The sequence below is a fragment of the Streptomyces sp. NPDC021749 genome, from assembly GCF_040640655.1.
In the GTDB taxonomy this organism is placed as follows: Bacteria; Actinomycetota; Actinomycetes; order Streptomycetales; family Streptomycetaceae; genus Streptomyces.
This window is the reverse complement of record NZ_JBFACE010000037.1, coordinates 19693-33715: the sequence shown is the minus strand read 5'-3', so window position 1 is coordinate 33715 and position 14023 is coordinate 19693. Positions and strand designations below refer to the sequence as shown.

Below are 14023 nucleotides of genomic sequence, written 5' to 3'. Positions count from 1 at the left end.
CCCGCAGGGAGAGCGGAGCGGCAGGGCCGGGGCGCCCGGTGCGCGAGGGAGCATTATCCGCCGCGGGGGCCTGCTCGGCGACCTTGTCGGCGATATTCAAAGCGACGATTCCGGCCGACGTACGGACCCGGCGGTTCGGCGGGAGGGGCAGGTCACGGCGGTCGTGGCGCCCCCTCGGGCGCCGCGCCACCTTCCTCATTCGGCCTCCGAGTTGGAGATGTGGATCACCAGGGATTACCCTGCCTCTTTAGTTGCCTCTAGCAACTAAAGAGAGCTGATCACACCCGGCGGCGGCCGTGACCGGGCCCGCCGGTGTCAGGAGGAAGCCCGACATCATGTCCATCGCTGACCGGACATTCCGCACCTACGTGGAGGAGAACCTCGATGTATTTAGCTCCGACCCGGCGCACGAAGCCGTGGTCCACCAGGGCCGCCGGGTAACGGCGGGCGAGTTCCGCGCCCTGGTCCACCGCATGGCCCGGGCCCTGCGCGCCCGTGGCGTGGCCCGCGAGGACACCGTCACCCTGCTGAGCGGCAACCTCCCGGAGGCCCTCGTCGCGCGCTACGCGGCCAACCTGATCGGCGCCCGGGTCAACCACCTCTACAACAAGCTGTCCGCCGAGTCCCAGGCCGACATCGTCCGCGACGTCGAGACCCGGGCGCTGATCGTCGACCCGCGGTTCGCCGAACGGGCCGCCGAGGTCATCGAGTTGGCGCCGGTGCCGGACGTCCTCGTCCTCGGCCCCGCGAAGGTGGGCACGGACCTGCTGGAGCTGGCGGCCGAGCAGTCCGACGAGCCGTTCGCGAGCCTGGCCCGGCCGGAGGACGTCTGCACCATCCGCCACACCGGGGGCACCACCGGCCACCCCAAGGGCATCTGCACCACCTTCGAGCAGGCCCTCTGGTTCCGCGGGGTCCTGCCGGAGAAGCCGGGCGAGCCCCGGCAGCTGGTCGCGACGACGCTGGCGCACGCGGCCGGCGTGATGGCCGACAGCACGCTGTACGCCGGCGGCACGGTCGTCCTGCTCGACGACTTCGACCCGGCCGAGGTGCTCGCCGCCATCGAACGCGAGCGCATCACCGACCTGTTCCTGCTGCCGCCGCTGCTCTACCAGCTGATGGACCATCCGGACCGGCCGCGCACCGACACCTCCAGCCTGCGGATGCTGGCCTACGGCGGCTGCCAGGCGTCCCCGGCGCGGATAGCCGACGCGATCCGGACGTTCGGCCCGGTGCTGATGCAGGGCTACGGGCAGAACGAGGCCGGCGGCATCAGCGTGCTCACCCAGGACGACCACGATCCGGACCGGCCCGACCGGCTCCGGTCCGCCGGCAAGGTGCTGCCCGACGTCGAGGTGGCGATCCGCGACGAGTCGGGCCGCGATCTGCCGAACGGCGAGCACGGCGAGGTCTGTGTCCGCTCGCCCATGATCATGCAGGGCTACTGGAAGCAGCCGGAGCTGACCGCCGAGGTCCTGCGGGACGGCTGGCTGCACACCGGCGACATCGGATTCCTCGACGACGAGGGCTACTTGACCATCGTCGACCGGATCAAGGACATGATCGTCGTGGTCGGCGGCCATGTGTACACCACGGAGCTGGAGGACCTGCTGAACTCGCACCCGCAGGTACTCCAGAGCGCCGTCTTCGGAGTCCGGGACGCCGACCGCATGGAGCGGGTGCACGCCGTGGTGGTGCGGGCGCCGGGGAGCACGGTCGACGCATCGGAGCTGCGCGCGATGGTGTGCGCGGAGCGCGGCGCGATGTACGAGCCGGCGCACCTCTCCTTCGTCGACGCGCTGCCGCTGACCGATGCCGGCAAGCCGGACAAGAAGGAACTGCGCCGGCGCGCCGAGCAGGAGGCCGGCGCCGCCGCGTGACCGCAGCGTCGGGCCGCCACAGCCGGACGCTGCGGCGGCCCGATGTGCTACTGCGGGTCAGATGAGACCCCACAGGAGGCCGCCGAAGGGGCCGTAGCCGAAGCCGTTGCCGTAGCCGAAGCCGTTGTCGTAGCCGCCGAAGCCGCCGTAGCCGCCGAAGCCGCCGTAGCCGTGGTGGTGGTGGCAGTCGTGGTGGTGGTGACGGTGGTGGTGGCGACCGTAGTGGTCGTAGCCCGACGAAGACGCCGCCGGCGCCTGGGGCGCGGCGGAAGCCACACCGGCGAGCGGGACGACGGTGGCGGCGGCAATCGCCGCGGCGGCTACGGAGCGACCTATGATCTTGCGCATTGCGTTTCTCCTGTTTGGCAGGAAATCTGACATTCCGATGAGTACCGCGCGGAGTCGCGAACCGTGCAGACACGGCGAAGAGCCACTCCAACGGCCCCAAGGATTGCTCCACTCGCGGTAATGAAAAGGCAAAGGCAAGCAGGGGCACGCAGGTCAGAGCCGGATGACGACCAGAGCGGTGTCGTCCGTGGCCCCGTCGGACGGCAGCAGCTCGGCCAGCAGCGCATCCGCGATCGCCTCCGCCCCGGCGCCCCGGTGCCGGGTCAGCGAGGCGGCCAGCCGCGCCAGCCCCGCGTCGATGTCCTCGCCGCGGCGTTCGATCAGCCCGTCCGTGTACAGCACCAGCACGGCGTCGTCGGCGAAGGACACCCGGGCCTCGGGGCGGGCCACGTGCTCGGGCCGGGCCCCCAGCGGCGGATCGGTCGCCTCGTCCAGGAACTCCACTCGGCCGTCCGGGTGCAGCAGCGCCGGCGGCGGGTGGCCGGCGCTGCTGTAGGCGATGGTGTGGCTGGTCCAGTCGATGAAGGCCTCCACCGCGGTGGCCGACTCGGCGCCCTCCACCGAGCGGGCGTAGATGCCCAGCACCTCCAGCGCCCGCGCGGGCCCCCGGGTGACCAGCGTGGCGGCGCTCAGCGCACTGCGCAGCTGCCCCATGACACAGGCGGCCTCCAGCCCGTGGCCCACGACGTCGCCGACCGCCACCGCCATCCGGTCCCCGGGCAGCTCCGCCAGGTCGTACCAGTCGCCGCAGACGTTGAGCGCCCCGACCGCGGGCCGGTAGCGCACCGCGGCCCGGTGGTGCCCGACCGGGCGGGGCGCGGGCAGCATCGCGTCCTGGAGTGCCAGCACCACCAGCCGCTCCCGGGCATGGGCCTGGCGGAGCCGGTCGTTGAGCTGCTGGAGTTCCTGGGCCCGGGCGTGGAGTTCGGCCGACATCCGCCGCGGGTCGCCGCCGTCGCTCCGCGTGGCACCGGCCCGGATGGTCTCGGTCACCTCCTCCACCCGGTGCACGATCAGCCGCACCCGCCCGTCCGCGTCGAGCACCGGTGCGTTGACGGGGCTCCAGTAGCGCTCCTCGAACTCGCCCGGGCGGCCGGGCAGTTCGACGTCGTAGCGCTGGAGGGCCATGGTGTCGGTCAGGCCGGTGGCCAGGACCCGTTCCAGGGACGCCCGCAGGTTGCGCGTACCGGTGGCGTCGGGGTCCCGGGGGTTGTCGGGGAAGACGTCGAAGAGGGGGCGACCGACCACCTGGCGCCGCTGCCGGCCGGCACGGCGCAGCAGGGCCTCGTTGGCGTCGGCGATCACCAGGTCCGGGGTGAGCAGCAGCACGGCGCCCGGCAATGCCTGGAAGACCGCCGCATAGTCGATCGGGAAGTCGTTCACGGCCGGCCCGCCTTCTCGTTCGCCACGTGCGGAATGATCTCGTCCGGCGGGCGGACGCGCATACCGGACGGGAGCTCGGCCGCCGCCCACGGCGCGCGCACCGTGAGGCCGTACCGGATGCGCAGCGGCCGGGGCGGATACGGCCGTCCCTGGCCTCCGGGCCCCACCGGCAGCGCGTCAGCGCTTGCGGGCCCGGCTCGGCTGCACCCGGGTCGGCTCCCCCGGCATCTTCGGGTGGTCGGGCGGATAGGGCAGGTCGCCCACCCCCTCGTCGGCCGCCTGCCGGTCCGCGAGCTCGAAGACGGACTCCAGCCCGAAGGCGTGGTCCGCCATGTCGGCGTGCAGATCGCCGAGTTCCGCGAACCGCCGGGGCATCGTGCGCAGGTCGAAGTCCTCCGGCACGGCGTCGGACAGCTCCTCCCACCGCAGCGGCGCGGAGACCGTGGCCCGCGGGCGGGCGCGCAGCGAATAGGCCGAGGCGATGGTGCGGTCCCGGGCCATCTGGTTGTAGTCGACGAAGATCTTCGCGCCGCGTTCCTCCTTCCACCACGCGGAGGTGACCAGGTCCGGCAGCCGCCGTTCCATGGCCCGGGCCACGGTGATGGCGGCCCGTCTGACCTCGGTGAACGTCCACTGCGGCCGGATCGGTACGTAGACGTGCACGCCCCGGCCGCCGGAGGTCTTGGGCCAGCCGCGCAGCCCGTGCTCGGCGAGCAGCGCGCGCAGCTCGTGGGCGACCCGCACGGCGTCCGCGTAGTCGGTGCCGGGCTGCGGGTCGAGGTCGATCCGCAGTTCGTCGGGGTGGTCGGTGTCCTGGCGGCGGACCGGCCACGGGTGGAAGGTCAGGCACCCGAGGTTGGCCGCCCACACCACGGCGGCGGGCTCGGTGGGGCACATCTCGTCGGCGAACCGTCCGCTGGGAAAGGCGATCCGGGCGGTGGGCAGCCACTCGGGCAGGCCCTTGGGCGCCCGCTTCTGGTAGAAGAACTCGCCGTCCACACCGTCGGGGAAGCGCTGCATCGTGGTGGGCCGGTCGCGCAGTCCGCGCAGCACCCCGTCGGCGACCGCGAGGTAGTACCGGGCGACGTCCAGCTTCGTGAAGCCGCGCTCCGGGTAGTACGTCTTGTCGGGGTGGGACACCCGCACCGTGCGCCCCGCGACGTCCAGCTCGACGGCCTCGTTGGCCCGACCTCCGGTCATGCCTCCACGCTAGAGCGTGCCCGGGGGTTCCGCCCGGCGCGCGGGATGCGGCCCCAGCCGTCAGGATCGGGACCATGGACCTGCCCGTCATGCCCCCGGTCTCCCCCATGCTCGCCAAACCGGTGGCCGACATTCCCGCCGGCATGCAGTACGAGGCCAAGTGGGACGGCTTCCGGGTGATCGTCTTCCGGGACGGTACGGAGGTCGAGATCGCCAGCCGTACCACGAAGTCGCTCAGCCGCTACTTCCCCGAGGTGATCGCGGCGGTCCGGGACGAGCTGCCGCGGCGCTGCGTCGTCGACGGCGAGATCGTCATCGCCCATGACGGCCGGCTGCACTTCGAGGAGCTGCTGGAGCGCATCCACCCGGCGGACTCCCGGGTACGCACCCTCGCCGAGCGGACCCCGGCCTCCCTGGTCGCCTTCGACCTGCTGGCCCTCGGCTCCGACTCGCTGCTGCGCGAGCCGCAGGCGGCGCGGCGGGAGGCGCTGGTGCAGGCTCTGCGGACGGCCGGTCCGCCGGTGTACACCGCGCCCGCCACCACCGACGAGGAGCTGGCCCGGCGCTGGTTCACGCAGTTCGAGGGCGCGGGACTGGACGGGGTGATCGCCAAGCCGCTGGACCTGCCGTACCGGCCCGGTGACCGGGTGATGTTCAAGGTGAAGCACGCCCGCACCGCCGACTGCGTCGTCGCGGGCTACCGGCTGCACAAGAGCGGGCCGGTGGTCGGCTCGCTGCTGCTGGGCCTGCACGACGACACCGGTCGGCTGCAGCACGTCGGGGTGTGTGCGTCCTTCCCCATGGCCCGGCGGCGCGCACTGGTCGAGGAGCTGGCGCCGCTGCGGATGGCCGGGGCCGCGGAGCACCCGTGGGGCGCGTGGACGGACGAGGAGGCGCATGCGTCCCGGCGGATGCCCGGCGGGCCGAGCCGGTGGAGCGGCGGCAAGGACCTGTCGTGGGTACCGCTGCGCCCGGAGTGGGTGTGCGAGGTGGCCTACGACCACATGGAGGGCAGCAGGTTCCGGCACACCACCCAGTTCCGCCGCTGGCGCCCGGACCGTACGCCGGAGAGCTGCACCTATGCGCAGCTGGAGGAGCCGGTGGGCTACGACCTGCGGGAACTGCTGCGGGACTGACCGCCGGACCTAGGGGCCGTCCTCTTCCGGGGGCCAGCGGCGGCGGGGCTGCCCCGGGGCGAGGCGGTCGACGACCTCGGCCAGTTCGCTGCAGGCCAGCTCGATCCTGCGGCGGATGGCGTTCTGCTCGGTGACGATCGCCGACAGCAGCAGCGCGGTGAGCGCGGCGGAGGCGTTGAGCGCCTGGAGGTTGACCATGGCCTCCAGCAGGCTCCGGCCCTCGAACGGTCCGGTGCGGTCGGTCGCCGCCGAGATCGCCAGGACGGACATCACCAGCACACACGGCGCCGCGCCGGCCAGCTGGAAGCGCAGCGCCGCCCACACGATCACCGGGAAGATCAAGAACAGCAGCGACAGCGCACTGCGCACCGCCACGAGGGAGACCAGGACCGCGACGACCAGCAGGGCCGCCGCCTCCACCGAGCGGCTGAGGGGCAGCTCCCGGGGCGGCCGCAGGGTACGGGCGGCGAGCACGAGCGGGGTGACGACCAGGACGCCCATCGCGTCGCCCACCCACCACGCCGCCCAGGTCCGCCAGAAGTCCCCGGCCGGAAGGTCACCGGTGATGACCTGCGTGCCGCTGCCGAACGTCGCGCTGATCACCATGCCGGCGAAGGCGCCGAGGGCGACCAGCGCGACACCGTCCCGCAGCCGGTCCAGTTCGGTCCGGAACCCGACCTTGCGCAGCATCAGACAGGCGCACACCGGGGCGAGGGTGTTGCCGGTCATGATGGCGAGGACGGATCCGTCGAGCGGACTGAGCGAGGCGACGACCAGGAGCGTGCCGAGGAAGGCGGCCGGCCAGGTCCACAGGCCGATCAGCAGCAGGCTGCTGAGCGCGATACCGGTGGGCGGCCATAAGGGCGTGACCACGGCACCGGCGACCACCACCTGTTCCAGCAGCCCGATCCGGGCGGACCCGTAGTAGACGGCGGTGAGGACGAGGATCGTCAGGATTGCCGGTGCGAGACGGCGGGGTTGCTCGGTACGCACCACATCAGCCATCAGACAACGCCGGCGGCCGGGCGCCGGCCACGACACGCGCGCCCCGCTCGCGCTTCACCCACTCCTGACCGCCGGCGCCGTCGAAGCGCAGCACGAGCACCGCGGAGTCGTCGGTGTGCCCGGTCAGTTCCGCCACGCTCATCGCCGCCGCGGCGACCGCCGCCGGATCGCTGCCCGCGTTGGCCCGCACCAGCCGCATCACCTGCGTCAGCCCGGCCTCCATGGGGAACGACGGCCCCTCCACGACCCCGTCGGTGACCAGGGCGAACGCGCCGGCCATGGCGAGCCGGCGGCGCGTGACCGGGTACTCCTCCCCCGGCACGATGCCCAGCGGCAGGCCCCCGGGGTCGTCGGCGAGGCCGAAGCGGCCGTCGGTGGTGGCCCAGATCGCCGGGACGTGGCCGGCCCGGGCACTGGTCAGCTCCCAGGCGGCCGGGTCGAAGCGGAGGAAGGTGCAGGTGGCGAAGAGCCCGCAGTCGACGGAGAGCAGCAGGTCGTTGGCGCGGCTGAGCACCTCGCCGGGGTCGGCGGCGTGCCCCGCGACGGCCCGCAGCCCGAACCGGATCTGGCCCATGAAGGCGGCCGCCTCCACGTCGTGGCCCTGCACGTCGCCGATGCAGAACGCCAGTGACCCGTCGGGCAGCGGGAAGCCGTCGTACCAGTCGCCACCGATGTCCAGGCCGTGCCGGGCCGGGGCGTAGGTGGCGGCGGTGCGCAGCCCGGGGAGCTGCGGCAGGCGGGCCGGCAGCATCTCGCGCTGCAGTGCCTCGGCGAGCTCCACACGGGCCTGCTGCCTCTCGGCGCCCTCCCGTGCCTGGGCGGTCAGCCGGCCGAGCGTGGCCAGCAGGTCGTCGGCGCTCGCCGACCGCGGGGGACGACGCCGAAGCATGGATCGCTCCCGGGTGCATCGGTGCCTGGGCCGCTGCGGCGGCGCGCTCCGTGCGGCGGATCCGCGGAGGCTCCCGACCCGGGCTCACGGGGCTCTCAGGGAGAGCCCGCCTGTCCGGTTCATCATATTTCCGCGGGGTTGCTTCCGCTTCACGACGCCGGGGCTCCCCCGGCCGCCGAGCGGTTCACCGCCAGGTGGCGGACGCCGGACCGTACGGCCCAGAAGAAGACCCCGAAGGCGAGGACGGCCACCGCGATCGAGTCGTACGGGGCCGGCAGCCGGCCGGAGCCCTCGAAGGTGCCGAGCCCGGAGAGGGCGGTCAGGGCGAGGAGGTAGACCACCAGCCAGGCGCCGGTGCGCAGTTCGGCGGAGAGCGGGCGGACCGGCCCGGCGCCGTCGCTCTCGACGGCCGCGGTACCGCCGCGGGCGCCCGGGCGGCGCATGACGAGGAAGATCAGCAGACCGGCCAGCACCAGCGGCAGGGCCAGCCGCAGGTCGTGCCAGCCCGACCAGTAGACGAACTCGCTGGCCACGACGAAGCTGACCGGCGCGATCCAGTGCATGCCGGGCACCCAGCCGGCGGTGACACCGCCCGGTTCGGCGCGGAACACCGCGACCGCGACCGCCGAGGCGGCGTAGATCAACAGGTACATGTCGCCCATGACGCTCACGATGTCCTGCCAGCCGCCGAAGGGCAGCAGGAAGACCACGATGACCAGCAGGTTGACGACCAGCGCCCGGCGCGGGACGCCGAACCGCTCGTTGACCTTCATGAAGTAGCGCGGGATCGTGCCGTTCTTGGCGAGCGCGTAGGTGTGCCGGGCGTCGATGGCCACGCCCACGTAGGCCGAGCCGCCGGGCGAGACGACCGCGTCCGCGTAGAGCAGGCTGGACAGCCAGTGCAGGTTGAGGATCAGGGCGAGCTGGCCGAACGGCGAGTCGAAGGAGACGCCCTTCCAGCCGTGGCCCAGGAGGCTCTCGGGGACGGTGAAGAGGAACGCCAGCTGCAGGGCGAGGTACATGGCCACGGCCAGGCCGATGCCGGTGAGGACCGCCGCGGGGATGGTGCGGCGGGGGTTGCGGGTCTCGCCGGAGAAGTCCAGCGGGGCCTGGAAGCCGTTGACGGAGTAGACGATGCCGCCGCCGGCCAGCGCGGTCAGGCAGGCCACATAGCCGTACGGGGCGAAGCCGCCGTGGTCGGTGAGCCGGCCGGAGTTCCAGCCGGAGGCGAGCAGCGCGATCACGGTGACGACCGGTACGGCGATCTTGAACACCGAGATCAGGTTGTTCATCCGGGCGAACATCCGCACCGCGTACCAGTTCAGCGCCGTCAGCAGCACGCTGAGCCCGGCGGCCAGGCCAAGCCCGCCGAGGGTGAGGGTGTGGCCGTTGTACAGGCCCGGGATGTAGTGCGCCGCGTACTGCATGATCGCGCTGATCTCGGCCGCGGTGCCGCCCACGGACAGCAGCGTCGACCAGCCGATGAGGGTGCCGACCAGCCGGCCGCTGGCGAACAGCGGCCAGCGGACCGTGCCGCCGCCCTCCGGCCGGGACGCGCCGAGCTCGATCAGGACCAGCGCGACGAGACCGCACAGCAGACCGGCCCCGACCCAGGACAGCAGCGCCGCCGGGCCGGCGGTCTGCGCCGCGTACAGGGCCGCGAACAGCCAGCCGGAGCCGACGATGTTGGAGAAGCCGATGCCGGTCAGTCCCCAGAAGCCGAGGTCACGGCGCAGCCGGCGCTCCTCGGCCTGGACTTCCGGCGCGCCGGGCCCGTCGGCCCCCGCTGATACGTGACTCTCCGCCACAAAAAACTCCTCGTCGCACTGTCCCGGCCGGGTCCGGCCGGTGTCCCGGTCCGCCGGACCCTACTTGACCGGCACCGGACAGGAATCGCCCGTCCGCCCTGCGGTCCCCGGCGTCTCAGGAGAGCCGGTCCGCCGGCACACCGAAGATCGCGGTCAGGCCCTCCCGGCCGGCGTCGGTGAGCCGGACCACCCGCCGGTACGTGCCGTGCCGCAGCCAGTCCAGAGCGAACATCCGGGTGCTGAGCGCGGCACCCGGCGCGCCGGCGCGATGGTGCCGCTGCTCACCCCAGTCGACGCAGTCCCGCGCTGACCATGCCGGCCGCCACCGCGGCGGTGATGGCGGCCGCGCCGCGCCGGGTGGAGCGGCGCCGCGGCCGCGGTGTGCAATGCCGCCCGGCAGACCGGCAGTGCGCTCGGCGTGGCGCTGTTCGGCACGCCGGCCGCCCGCGGCCTGGTGGCCGGGCTGCCCGCCTCGGTGGTGCTCGGCGCCGCGGGCTTCCTCGCCGCGGCCGCGCTCGCCGCAGCCGCGCTCGCCGCGTGCTGGATTCCGCGCATCATCCGGCGGGATCGGGTAGGACATGAGGTGGGAACAGATGATCGGTGCACGGGGGGAGCGTCCGTGGCCGGCGTACGAGACGAGGAGCAGCCGATGACACTGCCGTGGCGTGAGGACGAGAGCTGGCGCCGCCGCTACCCGCAGACGGGCCCCGACTGGACGCAGGGGATGCCGCAGGGACCGACGGAACCGCTGACCCCGATGGGGCGGATCGAGCAGTACGGCCGGATGGGCAGCGCGCTGCGCGGCGGCTATGTCGCGCCCTGGCAGCGCAAGGTGATCCTGGGCTTCGTCATCGGCGCCGTCGTGGTCACGGCTGCGGCACTGCTGCTGGCCTTCTTCGGCTGACCGTGCTCTGGGCCTGATCCCGGCTCAGGCGCAGGTCCAGCAGCCGGACCAGCAGGCGGACCGGTGCGGTCGGTGACCGGGTGCGTGCCGGCGGTCGGCCGGGCGTTCCTCCTCCGCGGGCTCCAGGCCGTCGACGAGTGCCCGCAGTCCGGCGAGCCGGGCGGACAGCACGACGGTGAGTGCGGCGAGTTCCTCGGGTTCGGCATGCCCCCGGTCGATGCGGAAGGTGAGGCCGGGCGGTGCGTCGTCCACCGGCCCCTGGTCCTCGGGCGGCTCCGCGTCGAGCACCGCGGTCAGGTCCACCGGGATGCCGCCGGGGTCGTCCGGTCGCGGCCGGCCGTTCGGTGTCCGCGTGCCGGCCGGTGGGCTCTCGGCGGTCTGGGTGCTCTCGTCGGTGAAGGCGTTCATGTGCGGGGGTTCCTGGGGTCGGGGACGGGGCGCGGCCGGTGCCCGCCCGCCGCGTCGGGCGGCCGTCTTCGGGCAGGTCACACGGGCGACGCTAGGAGCGCTCCGGCGCCCCCGCGCGCGGGGCGGCGGCCGGCTGCGCCGTTCGGGCGACCGGCGGGGGCCCCAGGCGTGATATCGGGTGCCCAGGCCGTGTTGGTCCCGCCGCACACGCCCCGGACGGCGAGCATCACGCACAGGTATGTGCAGGCACGCGGGTGCCCGATGACGCAGTCGAGATGGGCGGGACGATGAGATGTGATCAGGCCGGAGACGGGCGTGCCACGGCACGGGGCGACGGGCGCCGGGAGTTCCTCAGGTGTGCGGCCGGCGTCGCGGGGGTGGCGGCCGCCGGGGGGCTCGGCGGCGAGGCGGTCGCCGCGGACCGGCCGGCGGCCGGGCTACGGGACGACCGCCGGGACCTGCCCGACCGGGTCCCGTTCCACGGCCGCTACCAGGCCGGTGTGGTGACCCCGCAGCAGCTCCACGCGGGTTTCATCGGTTTCGACGTGCTGGCCGAGGACCGGGACGGTCTGGTGGAGCTGTTCCAGAAGCTCACCCACCGGTCCCGGGTCCTGACGGGCGGCGTGAAACCGCGCGACGAGCGGGTGGCGCGGGAGCGCCCGACGCCCGACTCGCTCACCATCACGCTCGGCGTGGGCGCCTCGCTGTTCGACGACCGCTACGGCCTGTCCGGCCACAAGCCGCGCCATCTGAAGGCGATGCCGGCGTTCCCCGACGACCGGCTGGAGCCGGCCCGCTGCCACGGCGACCTGTCGCTGCAGATCTGCGCCGAGCACCCGGACGCCATCGTGCACGTGCTGCGCGATCTGGCGCGGGAGACGGACGGTCTGCTGCGGCCCCGCTGGCGGGCGGACGCCTTCCTCAACCCGTCCCGGCCGTCCGGGGCACGCCGCAATCTCCTGGGCTTCAAGGACGGCATCGTCAATCCGGACACCGAATCGGACCGGGAGATGGACCGGCTGATGTGGGTGACTCCGCCCTGCGGCGAGCCGGACTGGGCGCTGGGCGGCTGCTACCAGGTACTGCGGCTGATCCGTTTCCACGTGGAGAAGTGGGACAAGGTGCCGCTGCGGCGACAGGAGCGGATCTTCGGCCGGCACAAGGCGAGCGGGGCACCACTGGACGGCCGGCACGAGTCGGACGCGCCGGACTACCGCCACGATCCGCACGGCCGGCTCATCCCGCTCGACTCCCACATCCGCCTGGCGAACCCGCGGACCCACAAGACGGACGACTCCCGCTTCATGCGCCGCAGTTACAACTACGACCACGGCTTCGACCACACCGGCCGGATGGACCTCGGCCTGGTGTTCTGCGGCTACCAGCAGGACCCGGAGCGCCAGTTCGCGACCGTACAACGACGCCTGCAACACGAGCCGCTGGCTCGGTTCATCACCCCCATCGGCGGCGGCTACTTCTTCATCCTGCCGGGCGTCCGGGACGACGACGACTGGTTCGGGTCCCGCCTGCTGAAGTCCTGACCGGCCCTTCCCCCACGTACTGGTCGGCCCCTCCCCCACGTAACTACTCGGCTGCAGCGCCGTGCTGGTTGCTCGCCGTTGCGCGCTTCGCGGCGCCTCCCACGTACCCGGCTGTCCCGCCGCGGGGCTTGGTCGCCGTTGCGCGCTTCGCGGCGCCTCTCACGTACCTGTCTGCGGCGCCGCGGGTGTTTCTCGCCGTGGCGCCTGCGGCGGGACAGCCCGGCACGTACGCGGCGCCGCAAAGCGCACAACGGCGAGACGCCTTGCGGCACCGCAGACAGCTACGTGCGGGGCACCGCAAAGCGCAACAGCGACCAAGTCCCACGGCGGGCCAGCCGACCAAGTACGGCGGCACCGCAAAGCGCAACGCCGAGCGAGCCCCACGGCGGGCCAGCCAACGACGTGGGAGGCCCGCAAAGTCGCAGCGGACCGTCAGCAGATACGCGGCAGCTGTTCCCCCAGTGGCAGGTCCACCACCCGCGTGCCCCCCAGGGGGGTGCGGGCCACGACCATGCCGGGGTGGGTCGCCACGGTTTCGCCGATGACCGCGGCGTCCGCCCCGAGGGGATGGCTGCGCATCGCGGCCAGCACCGCGTCCGCGTGCTCGCGCGGGACGAACGCCACGAGCTTGCCCTCGTTGGCGACGTACATCGGGTCGAGTCCGAGGATGGCGCAGGCGTTGGCGACCGCGGGCGGTACCGGGACGGCGCGTTCCTGGATGACGATGCCGGTGCAGGAGGCGGAGGCGATCTCGCACAGGGCCGCGGCCAGCCCGCCGCGCGTGGGGTCGCGCAGGACGTGCAGGTCGGGGGTGACGGCGAGCATGGATTCGACGAGGCCGCCGAGGGCCGCACAGTCGCTTTCGATGTCCACGCCGAATTCCAGGCCCTCACGGACGCTCATGATGGCCACGCCGTGTACGCCGATGTGGCCGCTGACGATCACCACGTCGCCGGGGACGACGCGCTGCGGGCGGAGGTCGACGCCGTCCGGGATCAGTCCGATGCCGGCGGTGTTGATGTAGACGCCGTCGCCGTGGCCCGCCTCGACGACCTTGGTGTCCCCGGTGGCCACCTCGACCCCGGCGATCCGGGCGGCCGCGCCCATCGCGTCCGCTACGCCGGCGACCACCGGCATCTCCACGCCCTCCTCCAGGATGAAGCCGCAGGAGAGGTAGGCGGCCCGGGCGCCGCTCATGGCGAGGTCGTTGACGGTGCCGTTGACGGCGAGGTCGCCGATGCTGCCGCCGGGGAAGAACAGCGGCCGGACGACGAAGGAGTCCGTGGAGAACGCCAGGCGCGCGCCGCCCAGCGAGACCGCGGCGGAGTCGCCGAGCTGGGCGAGGACCTCGCCGCCGAAGGCGGGTACGAAGATCTGCTGGACGAGTTCGGCGGAGAGTGCGCCGCCCCCGCCGTGCCCCATGACGACCCGTGGCTGGTCGCGCAGCGGGGTGGGACACGTCCAGCCGGAGATGTCGACGGTGGGCAGTCCCCGTTCGGCCGGTGTGGGGGCGTCGGCGGG

General features: G+C 73.2%; 13 protein-coding genes. 4 read left to right on the top strand and 9 right to left on the bottom strand.

All coding sequences use genetic code 11. From position 1 onward, the window contains the following. The first annotated feature begins 335 nt into the window (after positions 1-335). The gene (locus AB0G35_RS29030; protein ID WP_360955646.1) at positions 336-1880 is read left to right on the top strand and encodes an AMP-binding protein; all 1545 of its coding nucleotides are present in this window, start codon (positions 336-338) and stop codon (positions 1878-1880) included. Between the two features lie 57 nt (positions 1881-1937). Here AB0G35_RS29030 and AB0G35_RS29025 read toward each other — a convergent pair whose 3' ends face one another. The 3 genes from AB0G35_RS29025 to ligD form a co-directional block, all read right to left on the bottom strand. Beyond that, positions 1938-2228: a hypothetical protein gene (locus tag AB0G35_RS29025; RefSeq protein WP_360955644.1), complete on the bottom strand. Its 291-nt coding sequence runs from the start codon at positions 2226-2228 to the stop codon at positions 1938-1940. 153 nt (positions 2229-2381) lie between these two features. Then, positions 2382-3611 (bottom strand): SpoIIE family protein phosphatase, encoded by a 1230-nt coding sequence (locus tag AB0G35_RS29020; RefSeq protein WP_360955642.1) that lies wholly within the window; start codon positions 3609-3611, stop codon positions 2382-2384. Between the two features lie 177 nt (positions 3612-3788). After that, positions 3789-4811 (bottom strand): non-homologous end-joining DNA ligase, encoded by a 1023-nt coding sequence (gene ligD, locus AB0G35_RS29015; protein ID WP_360955640.1) that lies wholly within the window; start codon positions 4809-4811, stop codon positions 3789-3791. 74 nt (positions 4812-4885) lie between these two features. Here ligD and AB0G35_RS29010 point away from each other — a divergent pair, with 74 nt between their 5' ends. Then, entirely contained in the window at positions 4886-5947 is a 1062-nt protein-coding gene (locus tag AB0G35_RS29010) for an ATP-dependent DNA ligase (protein WP_360955638.1), read from the top strand. A 9-nt stretch (positions 5948-5956) separates the two neighbouring features. On the opposite strand, the gene AB0G35_RS29005 is transcribed toward AB0G35_RS29010, so the two are convergent. From AB0G35_RS29005 to AB0G35_RS28990, 4 genes are all read right to left on the bottom strand, one after another. Then, positions 5957-6943: an MASE1 domain-containing protein gene (locus tag AB0G35_RS29005; RefSeq protein ID WP_360955744.1), complete on the bottom strand. Its 987-nt coding sequence runs from the start codon at positions 6941-6943 to the stop codon at positions 5957-5959. Position 6944: 1 nt separating this feature from the next. After that, entirely contained in the window at positions 6945-7841 is an 897-nt protein-coding gene (locus AB0G35_RS29000) for a PP2C family protein-serine/threonine phosphatase (protein WP_360955636.1), read from the bottom strand. 149 nt (positions 7842-7990) lie between these two features. Next, positions 7991-9577, bottom strand: coding sequence for an APC family permease (locus tag AB0G35_RS28995; RefSeq protein ID WP_360955742.1), 1587 nt, complete (start codon positions 9575-9577; stop codon positions 7991-7993). 187 nt (positions 9578-9764) lie between these two features. Further along, positions 9765-10229, bottom strand: a complete 465-nt coding sequence (locus AB0G35_RS28990) for a hypothetical protein (RefSeq protein WP_360955634.1) — start codon at positions 10227-10229, stop codon at positions 9765-9767. Positions 10230-10298: 69 nt separating this feature from the next. On the opposite strand from AB0G35_RS28990, the gene AB0G35_RS28985 reads away from it, so the two are divergent. Further along, complete coding sequence (locus tag AB0G35_RS28985) at positions 10299-10553, top strand: YtxH domain-containing protein (RefSeq protein ID WP_360955632.1); 255 nt, start codon at positions 10299-10301, stop codon at positions 10551-10553. A gap of 24 nt (positions 10554-10577) precedes the next feature. Here the strand turns inward: AB0G35_RS28985 and AB0G35_RS28980 are convergent, their stop codons facing one another. Further along, the gene (locus AB0G35_RS28980) at positions 10578-10961 is read right to left on the bottom strand and encodes an acyl-CoA carboxylase subunit epsilon (protein WP_360955630.1); all 384 of its coding nucleotides are present in this window, start codon (positions 10959-10961) and stop codon (positions 10578-10580) included. Between the two features lie 287 nt (positions 10962-11248). Here AB0G35_RS28980 and efeB point away from each other — a divergent pair, with 287 nt between their 5' ends. Next, positions 11249-12502 carry an iron uptake transporter deferrochelatase/peroxidase subunit gene (gene efeB, locus AB0G35_RS28975; RefSeq protein ID WP_360955628.1) on the top strand — a complete coding sequence of 418 codons (1254 nt, stop codon included), beginning with the start codon at positions 11249-11251 and terminating at the stop codon, positions 12500-12502. Positions 12503-12934: 432 nt separating this feature from the next. Here efeB and hypE read toward each other — a convergent pair whose 3' ends face one another. After that, positions 12935-13990, bottom strand: coding sequence for a hydrogenase expression/formation protein HypE (gene hypE, locus AB0G35_RS28970; protein ID WP_360955740.1), 1056 nt, complete (start codon positions 13988-13990; stop codon positions 12935-12937). Between the last annotated feature and the right edge of the window lie 33 nt (positions 13991-14023).